The 22000-nt window shown below is 51.7% G+C and carries 20 protein-coding genes; 8 read left to right on the top strand and 12 right to left on the bottom strand.

Annotated features, from left to right (window positions below; all coding sequences use genetic code 11):
• Complete coding sequence (gene apaH, locus J4650_RS11860) at positions 1-849, top strand: bis(5'-nucleosyl)-tetraphosphatase (symmetrical) ApaH (RefSeq protein WP_000257211.1); 849 nt, start codon at positions 1-3, stop codon at positions 847-849.
• 95 nt (positions 850-944) lie between these two features.
• On the opposite strand, the gene folA is transcribed toward apaH, so the two are convergent.
• From folA to J4650_RS11840, 4 genes are all read right to left on the bottom strand, one after another.
• The gene (gene folA, locus J4650_RS11855) at positions 945-1424 is read right to left on the bottom strand and encodes a type 3 dihydrofolate reductase (RefSeq protein WP_000624379.1); all 480 of its coding nucleotides are present in this window, start codon (positions 1422-1424) and stop codon (positions 945-947) included.
• A 198-nt stretch (positions 1425-1622) separates the two neighbouring features.
• Positions 1623-3485, bottom strand: a complete 1863-nt coding sequence (kefC, locus tag J4650_RS11850) for a glutathione-regulated potassium-efflux system protein KefC (RefSeq protein WP_023993190.1) — start codon at positions 3483-3485, stop codon at positions 1623-1625.
• Complete coding sequence (gene kefF, locus J4650_RS11845; RefSeq protein WP_000600706.1) at positions 3478-4008, bottom strand: glutathione-regulated potassium-efflux system oxidoreductase KefF; 531 nt, start codon at positions 4006-4008, stop codon at positions 3478-3480. Before kefF ends, kefC begins: the two co-directional genes overlap by 8 nt.
• A gap of 542 nt (positions 4009-4550) precedes the next feature.
• The gene (locus J4650_RS11840; protein WP_000066315.1) at positions 4551-6440 is read right to left on the bottom strand and encodes a sulfatase-like hydrolase/transferase; all 1890 of its coding nucleotides are present in this window, start codon (positions 6438-6440) and stop codon (positions 4551-4553) included.
• Between the two features lie 897 nt (positions 6441-7337).
• Here J4650_RS11840 and srfN point away from each other — a divergent pair.
• Complete coding sequence (gene srfN / locus J4650_RS11835) at positions 7338-7628, top strand: DUF1471 family virulence protein SrfN (protein WP_000745961.1); 291 nt, start codon at positions 7338-7340, stop codon at positions 7626-7628.
• A 223-nt stretch (positions 7629-7851) separates the two neighbouring features.
• On the opposite strand, the gene J4650_RS11830 is transcribed toward srfN, so the two are convergent.
• The 7 genes from J4650_RS11830 to J4650_RS11800 form a co-directional block, all read right to left on the bottom strand.
• Positions 7852-8268, bottom strand: coding sequence for a hypothetical protein (locus tag J4650_RS11830; protein ID WP_161460226.1), 417 nt, complete (start codon positions 8266-8268; stop codon positions 7852-7854).
• A gap of 299 nt (positions 8269-8567) precedes the next feature.
• Positions 8568-8798, bottom strand: coding sequence for a YgdI/YgdR family lipoprotein (locus J4650_RS11825; RefSeq protein WP_001172089.1), 231 nt, complete (start codon positions 8796-8798; stop codon positions 8568-8570).
• An 88-nt stretch (positions 8799-8886) separates the two neighbouring features.
• Positions 8887-10227 carry an MFS transporter gene (locus J4650_RS11820; RefSeq protein WP_001670709.1) on the bottom strand — a complete coding sequence of 447 codons (1341 nt, stop codon included), beginning with the start codon at positions 10225-10227 and terminating at the stop codon, positions 8887-8889.
• Positions 10228-10373: 146 nt separating this feature from the next.
• Positions 10374-10661 (bottom strand): ferredoxin-like protein FixX, encoded by a 288-nt coding sequence (gene fixX / locus J4650_RS11815; protein ID WP_000203736.1) that lies wholly within the window; start codon positions 10659-10661, stop codon positions 10374-10376.
• Entirely contained in the window at positions 10658-11944 is a 1287-nt protein-coding gene (locus J4650_RS11810) for an FAD-dependent oxidoreductase (RefSeq protein ID WP_023213706.1), read from the bottom strand. The genes fixX and J4650_RS11810 overlap by 4 nt, the downstream gene beginning before the upstream one ends.
• 49 nt (positions 11945-11993) lie before the next feature.
• On the bottom strand, positions 11994-12935 hold the full coding sequence (locus J4650_RS11805) for an electron transfer flavoprotein subunit alpha/FixB family protein (protein ID WP_023193565.1): 942 nt from the start codon (positions 12933-12935) through the stop codon (positions 11994-11996).
• 15 nt (positions 12936-12950) lie between these two features.
• Positions 12951-13721 (bottom strand): electron transfer flavoprotein FixA, encoded by a 771-nt coding sequence (locus J4650_RS11800; RefSeq protein WP_000692190.1) that lies wholly within the window; start codon positions 13719-13721, stop codon positions 12951-12953.
• A gap of 480 nt (positions 13722-14201) precedes the next feature.
• On the opposite strand from J4650_RS11800, the gene caiT reads away from it, so the two are divergent.
• The 6 genes from caiT (at position 14202) to caiE (ending at position 21386) form a co-directional block, all read left to right on the top strand.
• Complete coding sequence (caiT, locus tag J4650_RS11795; RefSeq protein ID WP_000787073.1) at positions 14202-15719, top strand: L-carnitine/gamma-butyrobetaine antiporter; 1518 nt, start codon at positions 14202-14204, stop codon at positions 15717-15719.
• Positions 15720-15753: 34 nt separating this feature from the next.
• Positions 15754-16896: a crotonobetainyl-CoA dehydrogenase gene (caiA, locus tag J4650_RS11790; RefSeq protein WP_000347134.1), complete on the top strand. Its 1143-nt coding sequence runs from the start codon at positions 15754-15756 to the stop codon at positions 16894-16896.
• 111 nt (positions 16897-17007) lie between these two features.
• Complete coding sequence (gene caiB, locus J4650_RS11785) at positions 17008-18225, top strand: L-carnitine CoA-transferase (RefSeq protein ID WP_001016212.1); 1218 nt, start codon at positions 17008-17010, stop codon at positions 18223-18225.
• Positions 18226-18287: 62 nt separating this feature from the next.
• Complete coding sequence (caiC, locus tag J4650_RS11780; protein ID WP_000355805.1) at positions 18288-19841, top strand: crotonobetaine/carnitine-CoA ligase; 1554 nt, start codon at positions 18288-18290, stop codon at positions 19839-19841.
• 53 nt (positions 19842-19894) lie between these two features.
• A complete protein-coding gene (gene caiD, locus J4650_RS11775; protein WP_000004383.1) occupies positions 19895-20680 on the top strand; it encodes a crotonobetainyl-CoA hydratase in 786 nt (261 codons plus the stop codon).
• Between the two features lie 109 nt (positions 20681-20789).
• Entirely contained in the window at positions 20790-21386 is a 597-nt protein-coding gene (gene caiE, locus J4650_RS11770; RefSeq protein ID WP_023993192.1) for a carnitine operon protein CaiE, read from the top strand.
• Positions 21387-21463: 77 nt separating this feature from the next.
• Here the strand turns inward: caiE and caiF are convergent, their stop codons facing one another.
• Positions 21464-21859, bottom strand: coding sequence for a carnitine metabolism transcriptional regulator CaiF (gene caiF, locus J4650_RS11765; protein WP_000333324.1), 396 nt, complete (start codon positions 21857-21859; stop codon positions 21464-21466).
• Positions 21860-22000 lie beyond the last annotated feature (141 nt).

The raw sequence follows: 22000 nt of genomic DNA, 5'->3' as shown, positions 1-22000 counted from the left end.
ATGGCAACTTATCTCATCGGCGACGTTCACGGTTGCTACGACGAACTGATCGCCTTATTACAGCAAGTGGAATTTACGCCAGATACAGACACTCTGTGGCTGACTGGCGATTTGGTCGCCCGCGGTCCCGGTTCGCTGGACGTGTTACGCTACGTCAAATCGCTTGGCAATAGCGTGCGTTTGGTGCTGGGGAATCACGATTTACACCTGTTGGCCGTATTCGCCGGGATTAGCCGCAACAAACCTAAAGACCGGCTGACCCCGCTTCTTGAAGCGCCGGACGCCGATGAGCTGTTGAATTGGTTACGCCGTCAGCCGCTGTTGCAGGTAGATGAAGAGAAAAAGCTGGTCATGGCGCATGCGGGTATTACCCCACAGTGGGATTTGCAGACGGCAAAAGAGTGCGCCCGCGATGTTGAAGCGGTGCTGTCGAGCGACTCGTACCCCTTTTTCCTCGACGCGATGTATGGCGATATGCCGAATAACTGGTCGCCGGAGTTAAGCGGTCTGGCGCGGCTACGCTTTATTACTAATGCCTTTACCCGTATGCGTTACTGCTTTCCTAACGGTCAACTGGATATGTACAGTAAAGCGTCGCCGGAAAATGCCCCTGCGCCGCTGAAGCCGTGGTTCGCCATTCCGGGGCCGGTGAGCGAGGCTTACAGTATTGCGTTCGGGCACTGGGCGTCGCTGGAAGGGAAAGGGACGCCAGAAGGTATTTACGCGCTGGATACCGGCTGCTGCTGGGGCGGGGAGTTGACCTGTTTACGCTGGGAAGATAAACAGTATTTTGTGCAGCCGTCAAACCGCCAGATGGATATGGGCGAAGGCGAAGCGGTCAACGCCTGATAGGTTTATGCCTGATGGCACTACGCTTATCAGGCCTACATCTGGCTCAAGAGTAGGCCGGATAAGGCGTTTCGCCGCCATCCGGCACTACAGCGTTAACGACGCTCCAGAATCTCGAAACAATAGCTGTGAGAATTCTGCGCGTCGGCATCGTGAAACTCACTGAATACCGATTCCCAGTCATCCGGTTCATAATCCGGAAAATGGGTATCGCCTTCGACTTCCGCATCAATATGCGTCAGATAAAGCTTCTGCGCCTTTGGCAGGAACTGCTCGTACACGCGCCCGCCGCCAATGACCATAATTTCCGGCGCATCGCCGCAAGCGGCAATCGCCTCATCGACAGACTTCACCCACTGCACGCGATCGTCGGTGCCCGGCTGGCTGCTGATAACAATATTTTTACGTCCCGGTAAGGGGCGTCCGATGGACTCCCAGGTGTGACGTCCCATGACGACAGGTTTATTTAACGTGTTACGTTTAAACCAGGCGAGATCGGCAGGCAGGTTCCACGGCATGGCGTTTTCCATACCGATGACGCGATCCACCGCTAACGCCGCAATCAGACTGATCATTAATTATTTCCTGATACAAAAAAAATTGCCGCCACTATACGTAAAGCGCAATCTTTCGTCGACTGACGAAAAGAGGATGAGCACGAAAATTTTTCGTTCTGCTGGCGACGCCACTCATTTGATGTGGAGCGCCAGCATTACAGTAGTTCAAAAACAGCCAATTAGCAGTAAAGTTTGCAGAACATCACATTTTTTACTTTAGATTGACGGTTTGACCTCGGGTTCATCGGCCACCTCCCCGGAATGTTTGCCCTCAGCCGTTCCCTGCCAGCCATGGCGCTGAATCAACGACAGATGCTCCCGGTCCTCGGTAATAATTTCGCTCAACATCGCGCTGGTACGTTTATAGGCGGCGGCGCGAGATAACGGATCGTTTTCCCCTTTCGCCATCTCTTCCACCATCCGGGTATTAAAATGACGGAACAGATCCGCGCGCTCGCGGGCTTCATAACGCCCCAGCCCCAGCGCTTCCAGCGCCTGTCGTCCGCTTTTGAGCGCGCCTTCGAAGGTTTCACGTTCGGGCATCGCCACACCAGCCTGGCGCAGGCGAATGTAATGATCGACATCACGGGCACGGGCGATAATCTGCAGATGCGGGAAATGCGACTTCACCAGTTCACTCAGTTGCAAATTGGTTTGCGGATCGTCAATGGCGTTAATCAATACCTCCGCCTTCGCCGCTCCGGCAGATTCCAGTAAATCCATACGCGTCGCGTCGCCATAAAAAACCTTCATGCCGAATTTACGCAGCGTTTCGATATGATCGGGATCGTGATCGAGCACCACCATCTTCACCCCGCTAGACAGCAGCAAACGCCCGGCTATCTGCCCAAATCGTCCAAACCCGGCCACAATAACCCGCGGTTGCTCTTCGTCGATTTCATCCGCCTCGCGCGCTTCCCCCGTCGCGGTCTTCTCCATGCGCGTCAGCAGCACCAGAAAAATCGGCGTTACCGCCATCGACAGCGCGACCGCCAGCGTCAGCGCTTTTGCCCATTCCGGCTCAAGTACATCTGCCATTTGCGCCGCGCCAAAAACCACAAACGCAAACTCACTTCCCTGGCCTAATAAGACGGCAAACCAGCGACGCTGTTTTGCCGGTACGCCCAGCGGCCTCGCGACCAGCCACAACATGACGATTTTGATTGCCAGAAAACCGGCCAACAACAGCAGAATGCGCAGCGGATTCTCCACCAGCGTGCCGAAATCAATCGACATGCCGACGCCAATAAAGAACAGCCCCAGCAGCAACCCCTTAAAGGGTTCAATATCGCTTTCCAGCGCATGACGGTATTCCGAGCTCGCCAGCAGAACGCCCGCCAGGAACGCGCCCATCGCCATTGACAGCCCAACCTCTTCCAGCAACAGGCCGAAACCAAACACCAGAAATAGCGCCACGGCGCTGAACACTTCCCGCAAACCAGAACGCGCGACAAAGCGCAGCGCCGGGCGCGTGACGTAGCGTCCCAGCAGCACCACCAACGCCAACGCGCCTGCGACTTTCAACGCCGACAGCGCAAACGCGCCAAGCGTGGTGGATGCGCCGCTGGCGGCCAGCAGCGGAATCATCGCCACCAGCGGGATCGCCGCGATATCCTGGAACAAGAGCACTGCGAATGCGCTACGTCCTACTTGTGAAACGGTCAGGTTACGCTCATTCATTGCCTGCATGGCGATAGCCGTGGACGAAAGCGCCAGCGTCATGCCAATCAGTTCCGCCACCTGCCAACGCAAGCCAAGAAACATACAGAACAGACCAATCAGTCCGCCGCAGACCACCATCTGTAACGCGCCGCCGCCAAATACCGAGGCGCGCAGCTTCCATAACCGTTGCGGGTCCAGCTCAAGCCCAATAACAAACAACATCAGCACGACGCCGATTTCCGCAAAATGCAGAATAGATTCGGCGTCCGTCACCAGCCGTAGCCCCCAGGGGCCGATAATGCAACCCGCAATCAGATACCCCAGCACCGATCCTAAGCCCAAACGTACCGCAATCGGCACAATCAGCGCCGCCGAACCAAGATAGATCAGCGCCTGCAGTAGAGTATGGCTATCCATGATTCACCTCCTGCCATGCCAATAAACGCTGTTTATACTGACGCGCCTGCGCCTGTAAGGTGTCGTCATCGCAAATGAACGTGCAGTGCATGGCAAACGGCGGCAGCCATTTGAGGCCACAATAGAGCGCCGTCGCCTGTAGCGGCTGAGAAAGGACGTCAAATCCGGGATGGGAGCCGATAGCAAAGTGGTTTTCACCACCGCCGGTCGTTACCGCCCACAGCAGATGTTTACCATGCAATGCCGTACCGCCATGACCGTAAGCCCAGCCGTGGGTGAGGACTTTATCCATCCATAATTTGAGTAAAGGAGGGACGCTGTACCACTGCATCGGATGCTGCCAGACGATAAGACTCGCGCGCGACAGCGCCTCCTGCTCGGCGGCAACGTCAATATTGAAATCGGGATAGAGGTGATAAAGCGAACGTATTTCGACGTTTTCCAGCGTCCCTGCCTGTTCAAGCATCCGCTTATTCGCATGAGAATGATGCGGATACGGATGCGCATAAATAATGAGGATCATGATTAGCCTGTGATGATCTGTTTTTTATTACAAAGTGTAGTGACAAATTCGCCAGGCTAATAGTGAATATTATTGAGCGGCTAACCAGAAAAAATTGAATTAACGCCAGCCAGGAGTTGACGCCATCCTGCTCCCCGAAGATGCCCTCGAAGGGCCGCAGGCGTTTGCGGAAAAGCGCGATCCGGTGTGGAAAGGTCGGTGATGATAGTAGCCTTAAATCGGTTTAAGGCCTTCTTACCGGGCGGCGCTGCGCTAAATTTGCCTGTAATGACTGTAATATCAATCGATTACATGATGATACAGACCCAATAAGCGCAGCGCCAACAGCATCTGAACCTCCAGACACGCTGGATGCCAGATCGCCGACGAATAAAATAGCCTAATGGGTCAAACACTTAGAGCCTGGCCCAGTAGGCGTAATTGTTGAAGCCAGTTTGGGGCCGACCAGCGCGCAGAAACCGGAGCGTACACGTAGTACGTGAGGATTTTGAGCACTGCCCGGTCCCAAAATGGCGAATAAAATAGCCTAATGGGCCAGGCACTTAATCTTTCGCCATGCGGTTAAACTGCTCAATAGTAAGATCCCACGGCTCATGGGCCGCATCCGGCATAAAACTGCCGTCATCCACGCCAATTTCGTCCTTGATAATTTTATTCAGTTTTTCATTCATCGTAAGAATGAGATCCTGATATTTCTGTTTATCAGCAGCAAGGTTATGGTTCTCATCGGGATCATTTTTAAGATCGTAAAGTTCAAGATCGTTGTACTTAATAAGATCCTCCCAGGTTTCCGGCGTATTATGCTCCCTTAGCGAGAAATAACGCGCAAACTTATAACGGCCATCGTTAATCATCCGCGTCCCTGAACGATGGCTAAAATCAGGATGCAAATGGGATATTTCCTGCTTGATTTGCGCCACCGTTTTTTGTTTATCTCTTTGTAGCGCGATAACGCGGTGGAGATAATGGGCATCGGTATACAAGATCATGCCATAGCAATATAAGCTGGCATTTCTCACCGCATTAACCGCAACGCCCTCCGGGTTTTTTAGCAATCCGCTAAAATTAACGCCTTTGCGGTTGCCTAACGCCTGGTGCTGTTTTTCTTCCGGCAAACCGGTCAGCCCAACTAATGTCGGCGCGATATCAAGATGACAGGTCAACGCCTGACATTTCTTATTACCGGGGTACGCCGGGTGGGAAATAATCATCGGTACATGGATCTGTTCTTTATAAACGGAGGCGCCTTTACCGTGCATCTGATGGCTTCCGCCTAATTCGCCATGATCGGCAGTAAATACAACAATCGTTTTATCAGTTAACTTGAGGGCATCAAGTTCATTTAATATCCGATCAAGGTGAGTATCACAATCGCGGATACAGTTGAAATAGTAGTCAAGCAGTTTACGCCAACGACGATCTTCATCAGGAAACTGCCCTTCCAGCGCAGCGCGCGCCGTCTGGTATTCAAGATGCGCCGGCGGTCTTCCCTGCTCATTGAATGATTGATGCCTGTTTGCCGGCAGCGGATAGTTCGGCCAGCTTGCCTGATAAAGTTCATTTTCCGGCGGCTGCGTGGGCGCCAGGGTATTATCATCCTGATCCAACTCGCCACGCCACTGTACCTTTTCTCCCTCTTTATCGGTATCAATAAACATGACGTCATGAGGATTAACGAGGTTAACGGCCAGGAACCAGGGCTTGTGTTGGTCATTCAAGGGCTGCCCCTTGCATCTTAACCAATTTATAGTCTGAGCCGTGGTGGTTGAATCATAAAAATAGCCGCCTTTACTATGGCCTATAATATCGCCGATGCCGTGATAGTCAGCAAAACCATATTTTTCCATAATTTTATGTAATTCTGGTTCAGGAATATCCCCGACATCAATATCCTCATCTTTTTCGTCAGGCAAAGGCTTCTCCAGTTTTTCTGTAAGATGCCACTTACCTTTATAGGCCGTATAGTATCCCAGTTCCCGCATCATATGGCCTGTGGTTCCAAGAGCGGGGTCAAGGTCATAAGGCATCCAGGGTAATCCCAGATTATCAAACATCTTTGTCTGGGGCATATGTAAGCCGGTATACAATACGGAGCGGGAAGGCGTACAGACATTACTGGTATTCTGATGATTACAGAATGTCACCCCCGTTTTCATGAGCCGCTCTCTGCCGGGTACCGGGAAAGGAAACGTAGGAAAAAAACGCTCCTGGTCGGTCACGACTAACAGAATATTATATCCTTCTGGCAATTTTTCCGGGATTTCGCCGGTAAACGGTTTATCCCACGCCGGTTTCGCCTTGACGGCACATTTTTCATCAGCTTTTACCGCGCCGGATAGCATACCGCCGGCGGCAAGAATACCGGCGCTGGTTAACAGTTTCCTACGCGTAAGATCCGTCTCTTCTGCGGACAGATTTTTTTTATTACTCATATTATTATACCTGTAGTCAGTAACTTTATCACATATTCATTTATTACTGTACGAGGAAGCGTGGATATGTATCAATGCCTTCCGGGTAAGAATATGTGTTATAAATTGATTTGTATTTCAAATTAGAAATATATTAATAAATGAGCATAATTCATTGAAAAATTATTTAGATGAAAAGTTCATTGTTTTTATTTTAGAGATACAACTGCAGACATTACTTCATAAAAAAATACATTATTAAACATACTCTATAGCTCTGTGTTCGTGCCTTTTCCCTTCAACTACGGTGATTACCCTATGCCGCTACAATAAAATCGCCCCGAAAGAAACACTATCAGTAACAGGCCGCGCAACCATAGACATACAACCGGTAATATCACTCTGGGAAATTAAAACATAACTCAATTCTGTTATGTTGCTTATGAATAAAACTAGCGTATTGCCGCGTGATTCAATAAAAATTACGCCATTAAAAGAAATAATATAAAAACTATTATTTACAGGGGGTTAAGTTTCTTTTTAGCTGGCAGTGCATTATTTTACATTGACAACAACATAAAGAGGTGACTATAACAAGATATAAGACGGTCACACCAAATAAGGCTATTTTCAGATAATCAACCGAGGTTATTACCCAAAATAATTCGAGTTGCTTAAAGGCGGCAAGGGAGTGAGTCCCCAGGAGCATAGATAATTATGTGACTGAGGTGAGCGACAAATTTGCCGGGAGCAGATTTGAACGTCGCGTGCGACGGCCCGTCAGGGCGAGGCCCATGGGTGGGCCGAGTAATCCGTAGCCAACCCATAAGCAACCTGAAGTATGAAGGGGATAAATAATTTCGTTACGGATTACTGATATTGCGCAAACCTTATCATCAATGCAACAGGAACAGAACTATGAAAAAACGCATTATTGCCGCCGCATTACTGGCAACGGTTGCTTCATTCAGCACACTTGCGGCAGAGCAGGTCTCTAAACAAGAAATCAGCCACTTCAAACTGGTTAAGGTCGGCACCATAAATGTGTCCCAGAGTGGCGGGCAGATTTCCTCACCCTCTGATCTACGCGAAAAACTGTCAGAATTAGCCGATGCGAAAGGCGGAAAATATTATCATATTATCGCTGCACGTGAGCATGGTCCGAATTTTGAAGCCGTTGCCGAAGTTTATAACGATGCGACGAAATAAAGCTCTGATTGCGCCATAACGAGGGCACAGGCATGAAATAATAAGAGAGCGCCAGCAAGGTGCCATGTTACGTCACAATCCACTCAGGGCCGTCTGGAAACAGATGCTGGCCCTCTTTTTTATCAACAGTTCATCCGGGGCAGGCAAGCCGTTGGAATGTGCGCGCGCAGGCAGTAAGCCCTTCGTGAATAAGACGGTTTTGCGGGCTGTTTTAAGGTAATATTTAGTGCGCTTTTACCTGCCTGAACCAGTAATTCTCCATTTTCGTTATCCATTTCCCCTTTTTATTTTTCGGTATTACGCCAGCCCAAAGTAATTGCAGCTGTCGGTTATAGGTTCCAATAGCGTGTCCACCATACGCCCCTTCAAATGCTATCACCATGGGTCCCTGCCCTTTTACCCCCTCTTGTCCTTCATGGCAATAAAGCGCGTTGCGGTGAGTCACGTCAAGTTCATACTGCACGTTCAGTTTCACACATTTTTCCCCGCAGCCTTCTACTGGCGGCAATATTGTCATGGTATAAGGCGGGTTATCTGCCGTGGTTTTCCATGTTCCGATCAGGTCTTTGCAGGCGTTTATCTCCGTAGCCCCGGAGGCGGCAGAAAATAGCGCGAGAAAATAAAAAGGTATTAGTTTCAGTTTCATTACAGACTCCTGTTCCTTATACCTCATCATTTATACCTAATCATAAGGATAAATGCCCTGCGATATGTTTTTTTCCGGGAAATGTTGAGCCGCCGTTCAGAGAAATGTCGATGAGTGTAACCTCATGTAAGCGGGCAGCGCGGTGGGGAAAGCGGGAACGCGGGCGAACGGTCTAACGTATTTCGACGTTTTCCGGCGTCCCTGCCTGTTCAGGCATCCGTTTATTCGCATGGGAATAAATGGATGCGCATAAAGAGAGAATATTATTGCGCGGCTAACCAGAAAAAATTGAATTAATTATCCAGCTCGCTCATATTCTTCAGCTGATCGCGGTTAATCTGTTCGGTTTTCCCGGTGGCGGCGTTTTTGTAAGACACCATACCGGTATCGTTATCGACTTCGGGTTTCCCGTCGGTGACAATAGTTTTGCCATCCGTGGTTTCAACCGCCTGGTTAGAAGAGCATCCTGCGACGGTGAATAGTGTTGCTGCGGTAAACAGTGCGGTCATAAGACGTTTTTGCATGGTGTTCTCCCTGCTTTTCAGTTGTTTTAGCATGTGACTGTTAACTGTAGCGTTATTGGCGAAAAGCAGGGAGAAATGCAGAACACTCTTAACGAGGGTTATCCGATGGCGTTCCGCGCAAAGTCATGTTTCCGGTCTGTGTTAGCGTCAAGCCGCGAGTTTCCGGAGCAAACATCACCGATACGCCAAGCCCGACTAACGAAATCAACGCGCCAATCAGCATGACGTTATTAATACCGTAACGAGTAATAAAAATCGGTAATGCCCAGGTGGATATAATAGTTCCAATACGGCTTAATGACATGATGACCCCCACGGCCGAAGCGCGAATATCCGTAGGGAAGAGTTCATTAGGATAAAGCCATTGCAGTATGCCCGGTCCGCCGGAAAAGAAGGCGTATACCGCAAACGCCACCACGACCAGTATGATGCCCAGATTTGACACCAGCCCCAGCAGCGCCAGCGCGATAGTCATCATGGCGAAGCTGCCAATAAGCAGAGGGCGACGGCCAATACTGTTTAGCCAGAACATCGCCGGTATACAGCCCAGCATAAAAAAGAGGCTAATCACCACATTGCCGAGCGCCGCGTTGCGCCCCTGCTCCCAGCCGAGTAACCCGACGATCTGCGGCCCAAAGGTATAGATAGCGAACATCGGGATTACCTGACAGGTCCAGATAGCCGCAACGAACAGTACAAACGGGAAATGACGGCGGTTAAACAGCTGCAGGAAGCGGGTCTCCTGCGGCGGCTCATCGTCAAAGCAGACCGGTTCGCCGAACAGTTTGATCATCATTTGTTCGCACTCTTTTACCCGTCCTTTTCGCAATAGCCAGCGTGGCGATTCCGGCAGGTCAAAGCGGCCAATCAAAATGATTAAGCACGGGATAAAGGCGCTGCCAAGCATCCAGCGCCAGCCGCCTTCCATGTCATACAGCCAGTAACCCACCAGGTTGGCGCAGGTCGCGCCGACGTACCACATCGCGGCGATAAAACCGATGGAGAACGCGCGCTGGCGGGTGTTGGAAAACTCCGTAATCATGGAAGTAGCGATAGGGTAATCCGCGCCGATAACAATGCCAATTAAAACGCGCATCACCAGTAATTCAAGCGGCGTGGAAACAAACATGGTCGCCACGGAGATAACGCCGATAGCGATAATATCAAGCAGGAACATTTTACGCCGCCCGACTTTATCGCAAATATAGCCAAACAACGAGGTGCCGATAAACAGTCCGGCAAGCGTAGCCGCGCCGAGCGCGCCAATCCATTCAGCATCAAGGTGCAATAGCGGCGTCAGTTGTTCCAGCGCCACGCCAATGATCACCAGCACGTAGCCATCAAGGAACGGGCCGCCGCTTCCCCACAGCATAATTCTGCGATGAATGGAGGAGAATTTAAGGTCATCAAAGTTCCTGGGCTGCTGCATGGTGATGTCCTGTTTCAACACGGGCAAAGCGCATCTGTAGGCCGGATAAGGCGTTTCCGCCGCCATCCGGCATTGGCGCCACATGATTGCCGGATGGCGACGCTACCGCATCTTATCCGGCCAACGGGGGCACAACTTCGTACTTATTAGCCGTAGCGGAACTCCACGCCAAACGTCCCGCGCGGGTATTCCCATTTTTCCAGCGCCGTATCAAGGCCGAGGATCCGGCACGTTCCGCACTCCAGGCACCCGGCGTAATCAAAACGAACACTGCCGTCGTCCTGCTTTTTATACAGTCCCGCCGGACAGGCCTTAATCAGCACCTCCAGCGCCTGTTTATCAGGATCGGTTTTGAGAATGATGTGCGGACTGTCTTCATCCACATTGAACTTATTGACGCCCAGTTTGACGTCCACATTAACGGGAGATGTCATAATACGGTCACTCCTTTCAGGCCATCTTTCATCAGGTTGATGAAGCCCACTTTCTTCGCATGGCGCAGGATTTTTTTACGCATTGGCACCGGAGCGGAGCCATCCACGGTGAACAGGTCGCGCGCGATATTGACCGCCATTTCGGGATAAGCGGTAAACATGCGGGGATTATCAAGAAAAGCCGGCAGTTTCTGATACATGCGCATATCGCGCATCGGACCTTCGTCCAGATGCTGACGGTATTCACCCAACGACTGCTTGCTAAAATCGTCACGCTTCATCGCCGAAAGCACCGTCTTCGCCGCCGCTTCGCCTGCGGATATGGCGAGATCCATACCCCGGATGGTAAAGCCGAGGTTCATACACATGCCGGCAGCGTCTCCGGCAATCAGTACGCCATCGCCCACCAGTTCAGGCTGCATATTCATTCCCGCCTCGGGTACAACGTGCGCGGCATATTCCACCAGCTTGCCACCGGCGATCAGCGGCGCAACTGCCGGATGCTGTTTGAAATCTTCCAGCATTTGCGGGACCGATTTTTTCGCGTCTTTCAGATGATGAAGACCGCAGACCAGCCCCAGGGAAAGGGTTGTTTCATTCGTATACAGGAAGCCACCGCCCATCAGACCATCGGTTGGCGCCCCGGCAAACAGACAGGCGGCACCTTCGTTGCCCTGTAACTGGAAACGATCTTCAATGACCGACTTCGGCAATTCGATCAGTTCCTTCACACCGACGGCAACATGCGATGCCTCAACACGCTTGGCCATGCCCAGCTTTTCAGCCAGCAGAGAATTCACCCCGTCAGCGAGGATTACGACTTTGGCTTCCAGAATATCGCCATCGGCTTCCACGCCCACGACTTTGCCATCACGCTGAACAACGTTATCCACGCGAATACCGGTGATCAGTTGTGCCCCCGCCTCTTCGGCCTGCTCCATCAGCCAGGCGTCAAATTTACTGCGCAAAACGGAATAAGAAACTTGCGACGATGCGGCGTCCTCGCCGTTGCAATAATCCATCGTCATCGCCCCTTTGTCGGTCATAAAGGCGAGTTTTTCGTGGGTGATCATGCGTTCAATGGGGGCCTGATCCGCAAAGCCGGGAATGATGCGTTCCAGGCTATGTGCATACAAACGCCCACCGGTGACATTCTTCGCGCCAGCAGAATTGCCGCGCTCGATAACCAGCACCTGTGCACCTTCGCGAGCAAGCACCAGCGCCGCAACCGAACCAGCCAGACCTGCACCCACGATGATGGCATCAAAGATATCTTCGGACATACGTACTCCTGTCAGCGGCAGGATACATTCGCATCCTGCCCGAAATGGTTTATCGCGCTAAGGCAGCCGTCAGCGCAGGCAGGATCTTCAGCGCATCGCCAACGATGCCAAAATCTGCATACTGGAAGATTGGCGCGTTTTTATCTTTGTTGATGGCGAAAATCGTCTGCGCGCCGTTGGCACCAACCATGTGTTGGATCTGCCCGGAGATCCCCACCGCCAGATACAGCTCAGGCTTGAGCATCAGGTTGGAGATACCGACGTAGCGCTCGTGCTCCATCCACTTCTCGTTTTCCGCCACCGGGCGAGAGCAGGCCAGCTCGGCGCCAATCGTCTGGCACAGCGCTTCGGCCAGCGAGATATTCTCTTTGCTGCCGATGCCACGTCCCACGCTGACCACCAGACGCGCTTTGTCGAGGTCAACGCTGTTGCTCTGACGCGCCTGGGTTGCGGTGCGGGTCACGGTAATGGCCGGAGCCTGCCACTGCACGGTATGCATCTCGCCGCTGCGAGAAGTGTCCGGGTCTTGTGCGTCAAACGTTCCGCTGCTGAGTGTGATCACGGCAAACGGCGAAGCGATGGTCTCTGCCCCTATCGCCAGACCGCCGTAGACCATATGTTTGACCGCCGCTTTTCCATCCTGCAGGGCGACTTCGCTGGCGTCGTTGGAAACCGCAGCCGACAAGCGATAGCCCAGCTTTGCCGCCAACAGCTTGCCCCGACGCGTATTCGGCAGCAGCACCGCGCCGCCCTCGCTATGCTGACGAATAGTCTCAGCCATCGCAGCAGCGTAGTCTTCGATCATGCGGTCTTCTGGTTTGCCGCTGAGCAGCCAGACATGATCGGCGCCCAAATGACATGCTGTCGCGCTGTCTGCTTCGTTCAGTACGAACGCGTTAACTTTTTCACCTACAGCCTGCGCGCCACTCATCAGTTCGGGCAGACGAGAAGGGGTATCGCTGAATACCCAGACACTGGAAAATTTGTTCATAACATCCCCTGATAATTAAATGATTTTGCGCAGATTCTCGACAAACGCGGCGATTTGTTCTTCACCGTCACCTTCAATCACCACACGCTGACGCTCGCGCTGCTTCGGTGCGGCAACCTGTTGTGCGGAATACGTGGGGACGCTGTTCAGCCCGATATCCGCAGGCGACCAGACCTGAACCGGTTTTTTCGCCGCGCCAAGAATGGCTTTCATCGAAGGGATTTGTGGGGTGTTAATGTCGGTGGAAACCGCGATCACCGCCGGGAGCGGGATGCTCAGCGTTTCAACTTCATCTTCCAGTTCGCGTTCTACCGTCAATGTGCTGTCGGTAAGAGAGAGGATTTTACTCACGCCGTTAATCGCCGGAATGTTCAGCGCTTCGCCCACCAGCAAACCAACCTGCTGAGCATAAAGATCGGAAGAACCGTCGCCGCAGATAAGTAGATCGAAACCTGATTTTTGCGCGGCAGCGGCCAGCGCGGTAGCGGTGTGTTGCGGCAGCGCCTGCTCAAATTGATCGTCGATGACCACAATCAGTTCATCAGGGCCACGAGAGAGGACATCTTTGCGCCCTTTTGCATTGGTCAGCGCTTTGCCGCCAACGCTCATGGCGACAACCTGAGCGTCTCCCAACTGCTGTTTTAACTGGCAAGCAGCTTCAATTGCATTCAGATCATATTGGCTGATTTTGCTATCCGCTTTGCTGAAATCGAGTGTTCCGTCAGCATTATTAATCGCAATATCCTGCTCATCAGGTACGCATTTGTAGCAAGTAATTATCTTCATTGCATCTCCAGAAATCATGAAGGAAACGTATTTATATCGGCGGTGTTAAATACAGATATCACGCTCTTTAATTCGGAAATAAAACCTTAATCACCAATATTGAAAATGTCACACATTGATATTCGTAACTTTCAATAGTGTTACGCACCTCACCAATATTGAAAGAAATATGCCAAATATGAAAATTTTCAATATTGTTTGCTGGCTCAACAATATTGAACGTCAGATACTTAAAAAAGTTAAAAAACCACAACCAATCAATTGATAAATAAAGCAAAAATCAAAATTTAAACACAAAATAATCAACGCAAAAAAGTGTGACGAAGATAACAGAATCACCCGAAGTGAATACCCATCATGAGTTACTCATTGAGGCGTCCCAGAGGTTAAAAACTTATCAACAAATCATTAATAATAAATAAACAAACGTTCATGGACTGGCACGCTAAATAAATTTCGTTTTCACACTGGAATTCACTTATGAAAAATGAAAAGAAAAAATCGGGAATTGAACCGAAGGTTTTTTTTCCGCCATTAATAATTGTCGGGATACTTTGCTGGCTAACAGTCAGAGATCTTGATGCCGCTAACGTCGTTATTAATGCGGTATTCAGTTATGTCACCAACGTCTGGGGTTGGGCATTTGAATGGTATATGGTCGTCATGCTCTTCGGCTGGTTCTGGCTGGTTTTTGGCCCCTATGCCAAAAAGAGATTAGGTGACGAAAAACCGGAGTTTAGCACCGCCAGCTGGATTTTCATGATGTTCGCCTCCTGTACATCCGCTGCGGTTCTGTTCTGGGGCTCTATTGAGATCTACTACTATATCTCCACCCCGCCGTTCGGCCTGGAACCAAATTCCACGGGCGCGAAAGAGATAGGCCTGGCGTACAGCCTGTTCCACTGGGGGCCGCTGCCGTGGGCAACCTATAGCTTCCTTTCCGTGGCCTTCGCCTACTTCTTCTTTGTACGCAAGATGGATGTCATCCGCCCCAGCTCCACGCTGGTACCGCTCGTCGGTGAAAAGCATGCGAAAGGGTTGTTCGGTACCATCGTCGATAACTTCTACCTGGTGGCGCTGATCTTCGCGATGGGCACCAGCCTCGGTCTGGCTACCCCGCTGGTCACCGAGTGTATGCAATGGCTGTTCGGTATTCCGCATACGCTGCAATTGGATGCCATCATCATTACCTGCTGGATCATTCTGAACGCGATTTGCGTGGCCTGCGGCCTGCAAAAAGGGGTCAGAATCGCCAGCGATGTGCGTAGCTACCTGAGCTTCCTGATGCTCGGCTGGGTGTTTATCGTCAGCGGCGCCAGCTTCATCATGAACTACTTCACCGACTCCGTCGGGATGCTGTTAATGCATCTGCCACGGATGCTGTTCTATACCGACGCCATCGGTAAAGGCGGCTTCCCGCAGGGCTGGACCGTTTTCTACTGGGCGTGGTGGGTTATTTACGCCATCCAGATGAGTATCTTCCTGGCCCGTATTTCCCGTGGTCGTACCGTACGTGAGCTGTGCTTCGGGATGGTGATGGGTCTGACCGCGTCTACCTGGATCCTGTGGACTGTCCTTGGCAGTAACACGCTGCTGCTGATGGATAAAAACATCCTCAACATTCCGCAACTGATTGAGCAACACGGCGTGGCGCGCGCCATTATCGAAACCTGGGCCGCCTTGCCGCTCAGCACCGCCACCATGTGGGGCTTCTTCATCCTCTGCTTTATTGCCACCGTCACGCTGATTAACGCCTGCTCTTACACCCTGGCGATGTCGACCTGTCGCGAAGTTCGCGATGGTGAAGAGCCGCCTCTGTTAGTGCGTATCGGCTGGTCAGTGCTGGTCGGCATCATCGGTATCGTTCTGCTGGCGCTGGGTGGGTTGAAGCCGATTCAGACCGCGATTATCGCCGGAGGATGTCCGCTGTTCTTCGTCAACATTATGGTGACGCTGTCCTTTATTAAAGACGCCAAAGTGCACTGGAAAGACAAGTAATTCTTATTAACCCAATTGATCAAGAGGCTGAAAGATGGATTTCAACTTAAATGACGAACAGGAGCTGTTTGTCGCCGGTATTCGCGAACTGATGGCCAGTGAGAACTGGGAAGCTTATTTTGCCGAGTGCGATCGTGACAGCGTCTACCCTGAGCGTTTTGTAAAAGCGCTGGCGGATATGGGTATTGATAGCCTGCTGATCCCGGAGGAACACGGCGGTCTGGAAGCGGGTTTTGTTACCGTCGCCGCCGTCTGGATGGAGCTGGGACGTCTTGGCGCACCAACTTACGTGTTGTACCAATTGCCGGGAGGTTTTAACACTTTCCTGCGTGAAGGAACTCAGGAGCAAATTGATAAAATCATGGCGTTCCGGGGCACCGGTAAGCAGATGTGGAACTCTGCTATCACTGAACCGGGAGCGGGATCGGATGTTGGTAGTCTGAAAACCACTTATACACGCAAAAATGGTAAGGTTTATCTCAATGGCAGTAAGTGCTTTATCACCAGTAGCGCCTATACCCCGTACATCGTGGTCATGGCGAGAGACGGTGCATCGCCGGATAAACCGGTTTACACCGAGTGGTTTGTGGACATGAGCAAAGCGGGTATCAAGGTCAACAAACTGGAGAAACTCGGTCTGCGCATGGATAGCTGCTGTGAAATCACCTTTGATGACGTTGAACTGGACGAGAAAGACATGTTCGGTCGGGAAGGTAACGGCTTCAACCGCGTGAAAGAAGAGTTTGACCATGAGCGCTTCCTCGTCGCGCTGACCAACTACGGTACCGCAATGTGCGCTTTTGAAGACGCTGCGCGTTACGCTAATCAGCGCGTGCAGTTTGGTGAAGCTATTGGCCGTTTCCAGCTGATTCAGGAGAAGTTTGCGCATATGGCGATCAAACTGAACTCCATGAAAAATATGCTGCTGGAAGCCGCGTGGAAAGCAGATAACGGCACTATTACCTCCGGCGACGCGGCAATGTGCAAATACTTCTGCGCCAACGCCGCGTTTGAAGTGGTAGACACCGCCATGCAGGTACTGGGAGGTGTTGGTATCGCGGGCAACCACCGCATCACGCGTTTCTGGCGTGACCTGCGCGTTGACCGTGTTTCTGGTGGTTCTGACGAAATGCAGATCCTGACGTTGGGTCGTGCGGTACTCAAGCAATACCGCTAATCGATCCCTTGTAGGCCTGATAAGACGCGGGGCGTCGCCATCAGGCAATCATGCCGGATGGCGCTGTGCTTATCCGGCCTACATACCGCAAAAAATGCCAGGAGAAAAATGATGAATCATTTACCAATGCCAACCTTTGGCCCGCTTGCTGGGGTACGCGTTGTTTTTTCAGGAATCGAAATCGCCGGTCCATTCGCCGGACAGATGTTCGCCGAATGGGGCGCCGAGGTTATCTGGATTGAAAACGTCGCATGGGCCGATACCATCCGCGTACAGCCTAACTACCCGCAGCTCTCACGCCGCAACCTGCACGCCCTGTCGCTGAATATTTTCAAAGATGAAGGTCGGGAAGCGTTTCTGAAATTGATGGAAACCACCGATATTTTCATTGAAGCCAGTAAAGGCCCGGCCTTTGCCCGCCGTGGTATTACTGATGAAGTGCTGTGGGAACATAACCCGAAACTGGTCATTGCCCACCTTTCCGGCTTCGGCCAGTATGGTACCGAGGAGTACACCAATCTTCCGGCGTATAACACCATCGCGCAGGCATTCAGTGGTTATCTGATCCAAAACGGCGACGTTGACCAACCGATGCCAGCCTTCCCGTATACCGCCGATTACTTCTCCGGGATGACCGCGACGACAGCCGCGCTGGCAGCCCTGCACAAAGTACGCGAAACGGGTAAAGGTGAAAGCATCGATATCGCCATGTACGAAGTGATGCTGCGCATGGGTCAGTACTTCATGATGGACTACTTCAACGGCGGCGAAATCTGTCCACGTATGACGAAAGGGAAAGACCCCTACTACGCCGGTTGCGGCCTGTATAAATGCGCCGATGGTTACATCGTCATGGAGTTGGTCGGCATCACGCAAATCAACGAGTGTTTTAAAGATATTGGCCTGGCCCACATTCTCGGTACGCCGGAAGTTCCGGAAGGCACGCAGCTCATCCATCGCGTGGAATGCCCTTACGGCCCGCTCGTCGAAGAGAAACTGGACGCCTGGCTGGCAACACACACCATCGCCGACGTTCAGGCGCGTTTTGCTGAGCTGAATATCGCCTGTGCGAAGGTGCTCACCATTCCGGAACTGGAAGGTAACCCGCAGTACGTTGCCCGCGAATCGATTACTCAGTGGCAAACAATGGACGGTCGCACCTGTAAAGGGCCGAACATCATGCCGAAATTTAAAAACAACCCGGGGAAAATCTGGCGTGGCATGCCGTCACACGGCATGGATACCGCCGCCATTCTGAAAAACATTGGTTATAGCGAAGCAGATATTAAGGAACTGGTCGGCAAAGGCCTGGCCAAAGTTGAGGATTAAACGCGATGCGCTAATCGGTTTTCCGGTTAGCGCTCACGCCTGATTTCAGTGGATAAAGCAATATGGATATCGTTGGCGGACAAAACTTACGTCAGATGTGGGACGACCTGGCCGGGGTGTACGGAGATAAAACGGCGTTAATTTTCGAATCCTGTGAGGGAATCGTTCGGCAGTTTAGCTATGCTTCGCTCAATGAAGAGATTAACCGCACGGCGAACCTTTTTTATTCCTTAGGGATCCGCAAGGGTGATAGGGTCGCGCTGCATCTGGATAACTGTCCGGAATTCATCTTTTGCTGGTTTGGACTGGCAAAAATCGGCGCCATTATGGTGCCGATTAATGCCCGCTTACTGGGCGAAGAAAGCGCCTGGATCCTGCAAAACAGCCAGGTGAGTCTGCTGGTTACCAGCGCCCAGTTTTATCCTATGTACCGTGAAATACGCCAGGACAATAGCACTCCGCTTAATCATATCTGTCTGATTGGCGAGCAGCTTCCGGCTGACGACGGCGTGAGCCACTTTACCCAACTACAAGCACGCCAGTCGGCCACGCTGTGCTATACGCCCGTGTTATCCACTGACGATACGGCGGAAATTCTGTTTACCTCCGGTACCACCTCGCGTCCAAAAGGGGTGGTGATTACCCACTATAACCTGCGTTTTGCAGGCTACTACTCTGCCTGGCAAATCGCCCTGCGCGATGATGACGTGTACATGACGGTGATGCCCGCTTTTCATATCGACTGTCAGTGTACCGCCGCAATGCCAGCCTTTTCCGCCGGCAGCACCTTTGTGCTGCTAGAGAAGTACAGCGCCAGGGCCTTCTGGGATCAGGTACGTAAATATCAGGCGACGGTGACCGAGTGCATTCCGATGATGATCCGCACGCTGATGGTCCAGCCCGCCGCGCCAACGGACAGGCAGCATCATCTGCGCGAAGTGATGTTCTATCTCAATCTATCCGCGCAGGAAAAAGACGCCTTTACCGAACGCTTTGGCGTCAGGCTGCTGACCTCTTATGGTATGACTGAAACCATTGTCGGAATTATTGGCGACCGTCCCGGAGACAAACGGCGCTGGCCTTCCATTGGTCGCGTGGGTTTTAGCTATGAAGCTGAAATTCGCGACGATCAAAATCGCCCGCTGCCCGCCGGAGAAATTGGCGAAATCTGTATTAAAGGCATCCCCGGCAAGACTATCTTCAAAGAGTATTACATGCAGCCGGAGGCAACCGCCAGGGCGCTGGAACCAGAGGGCTGGTTACATACCGGTGATTCGGGTTACCAGGATGAGGATGGCTATTTTTATTTCGTCGACAGGCGCTGCAACATGATTAAACGCGGCGGAGAAAATGTCTCCTGCGTCGAGCTGGAAAATATTATTTCTGCGCATCCGAAAATTCAGGACATTGTGGTGGTTGGTATTAAAGACGCGATCCGTGATGAAGCCATTAAAGCGTTTATTGTCCTTAATGAAGGTGAAACATTAAGCGAAGCCGAGTTTTTCAGCTTCTGCGAAAACAATATGGCGAAGTTCAAGGTTCCCTCTTTTATGGAGATCAGAACCGACCTGCCGCGCAACTGTTCAGGAAAAATAATCAAAAAAAATCTGAAATAAACCTTCCGGCAGGAATCCCTCCCGCCGGAAAACTATTTATCTGGAGATGAACTATGAGTGAGTCATTACATCTGACCCGTAACGGCCCGATCCTGGAAATTACCCTCGACCGACCTAAAGCGAATGCCATTGACGCCAAAACCAGCTTTGCAATGGGTGAAGCTTTTCTTAATTTCCGTGACGATCCGGAATTACGCGTAGCAATCATTACCGGCGGCGGGGAGAAATTCTTTTCTGCTGGCTGGGACTTAAAAGCGGCAGCGGAAGGTGAAGCGCCGGATGCCGATTTTGGTCCCGGCGGCTTTGCTGGTTTAACCGAAATATTTGACCTCGATAAGCCGGTTATCGCCGCGGTGAACGGCTACGCGTTTGGCGGCGGTTTTGAGCTGGCGCTGGCGGCGGACTTTATTGTCTGCGCCGAAAACGCCAGCTTCGCGCTGCCGGAAGCAAAGCTCGGCATCGTGCCTGACAGCGGCGGCGTATTGCGTCTGCCTAAGCTGCTGCCACCGGCTATCGTCAACGAAATGGTAATGACCGGCAGACGAATGAGCGCCGAAGAAGCGCTGCGTTGGGGAGTCGTGAACCGCGTTGTCAGCCAGAGCGAACTGATGGATAGCGCGCGCGAACTGGCGCAACAACTGGTCAATAGCGCCCCGCTGGCTATCGCGGCGCTGAAAGAGATTTATCGCGCGACCAGCGAAATGCCGGTAGAAGAAGGCTACCGCTACATCCGCAGCGGCGTGCTGAAGCATTATCCGTCGGTACTGCATTCAGAAGATGCGCTCGAAGGACCGCAGGCATTTGCCGAAAAACGCGATCCGGTGTGGAAAGGTCGTTAATGTGACTATGCCGGATGGCGCTTCGCTTATCCGGCCTACAGCACATGCGCAACCGTAGGCCGGATAAGGTGTTTACACCGCCATCCGGCAAAAAAAGCGAGGTACAACTATGAGCTATTACGCCTTTGAAGGACTGATCCCGGTGGTGCATCCGGACGCGTTTGTCCATCCCAGCGCCGTGCTGATTGGCGATGTCATCGTGGGCGCCGGTGTTTATATTGGCCAACTCGCGTCATTGCGTGGGGATTATGGTCGCCTGATCCTGGAGGCAGGCTCTAATCTGCAGGATGGCTGCATTATGCATGGCTACTGCGATACCGATACCATCGTGCATGAAAACGGCCATATCGGCCACGGCGCTATTCTACATGGCTGCGTGGTGGGACGGGACGCCCTGGTCGGCATGAATAGCGTCATTATGGACGGCGCAGTGATTGGCGAAGAGAGCATTGTCGCCGCCATGAGTTTTGTCAAAGCCGGATTTCAGGGTGAGGCAAGGCAACTGCTGGTGGGATCACCGGCGCGCGTACTACGCCAGGTTACGGACCAGGAGCTGCACTGGAAACGCCTCAATACCAAAGAATATCAGGATCTTGCGATCCGTTGTCGAACGGGGTTATCTGAAACGAAGCCGTTAACGCAGGTCGAAGAAAACCGGCCGCGCCTGAAAGGCACGACGGACGTGAAGCCAAAATCAGCACAGTAATTGATGCCGGATGCGCTCACGCTTATCCGGCCTACGCGTCAATTACCGTTTACCCCGCCATCAGGTTAAACAGACAATTAGCGACGCATACTCTTGGAGAGCATCATCTGCCATTTCTGCTCACGGTTTAGCTCTGTGGGGGGAACGGCAGACAGTCGCGGCGCTTTCGCCACGCTCACTTTTCTTTCCTGCAAATTATGATTCAATCGGCGATAGAGTTGAGAGTCGATACTCACGACTTTCACCAGACGCTGGCACTGGCAGCCTCGTCCTGCAATTTGGTTAGGGATCATCTTCACTTCACAAACAATTTCCCCCACTTCTGACAGAATATAGGAGAGCGTATTAATTGCTTTGCAATGTTCAATATCAAATTGACGGGAAATCTCCCTGGCAGTGATCCATCGGTTCTCTGCCATCATCCAGTCAGCAATTAACAAATAAAGCGGTCTTTCAACATATTTTTCACACATAAGCACACCATTTCACAAATTAAAAATCTGGCTACGGCCTGTCCAAACTAATAAAAACTAAGCCATATTAAAATTGTGGATATGCAAGATAGTATGCGACTTAAATATTGATTAGTGTGAGCAATATCGTGCTTATTACAT

Origin of the sequence: Salmonella sp. 32120201201600049SM, assembly GCF_017572835.1 — a bacterium.
In the GTDB taxonomy this organism is placed as follows: domain Bacteria; phylum Pseudomonadota; class Gammaproteobacteria; order Enterobacterales; family Enterobacteriaceae; genus Salmonella; species Salmonella enterica.
Note: the sequence above shows the minus strand (reverse complement) of the source record. Positions and strands in the feature narration are given on the sequence as shown.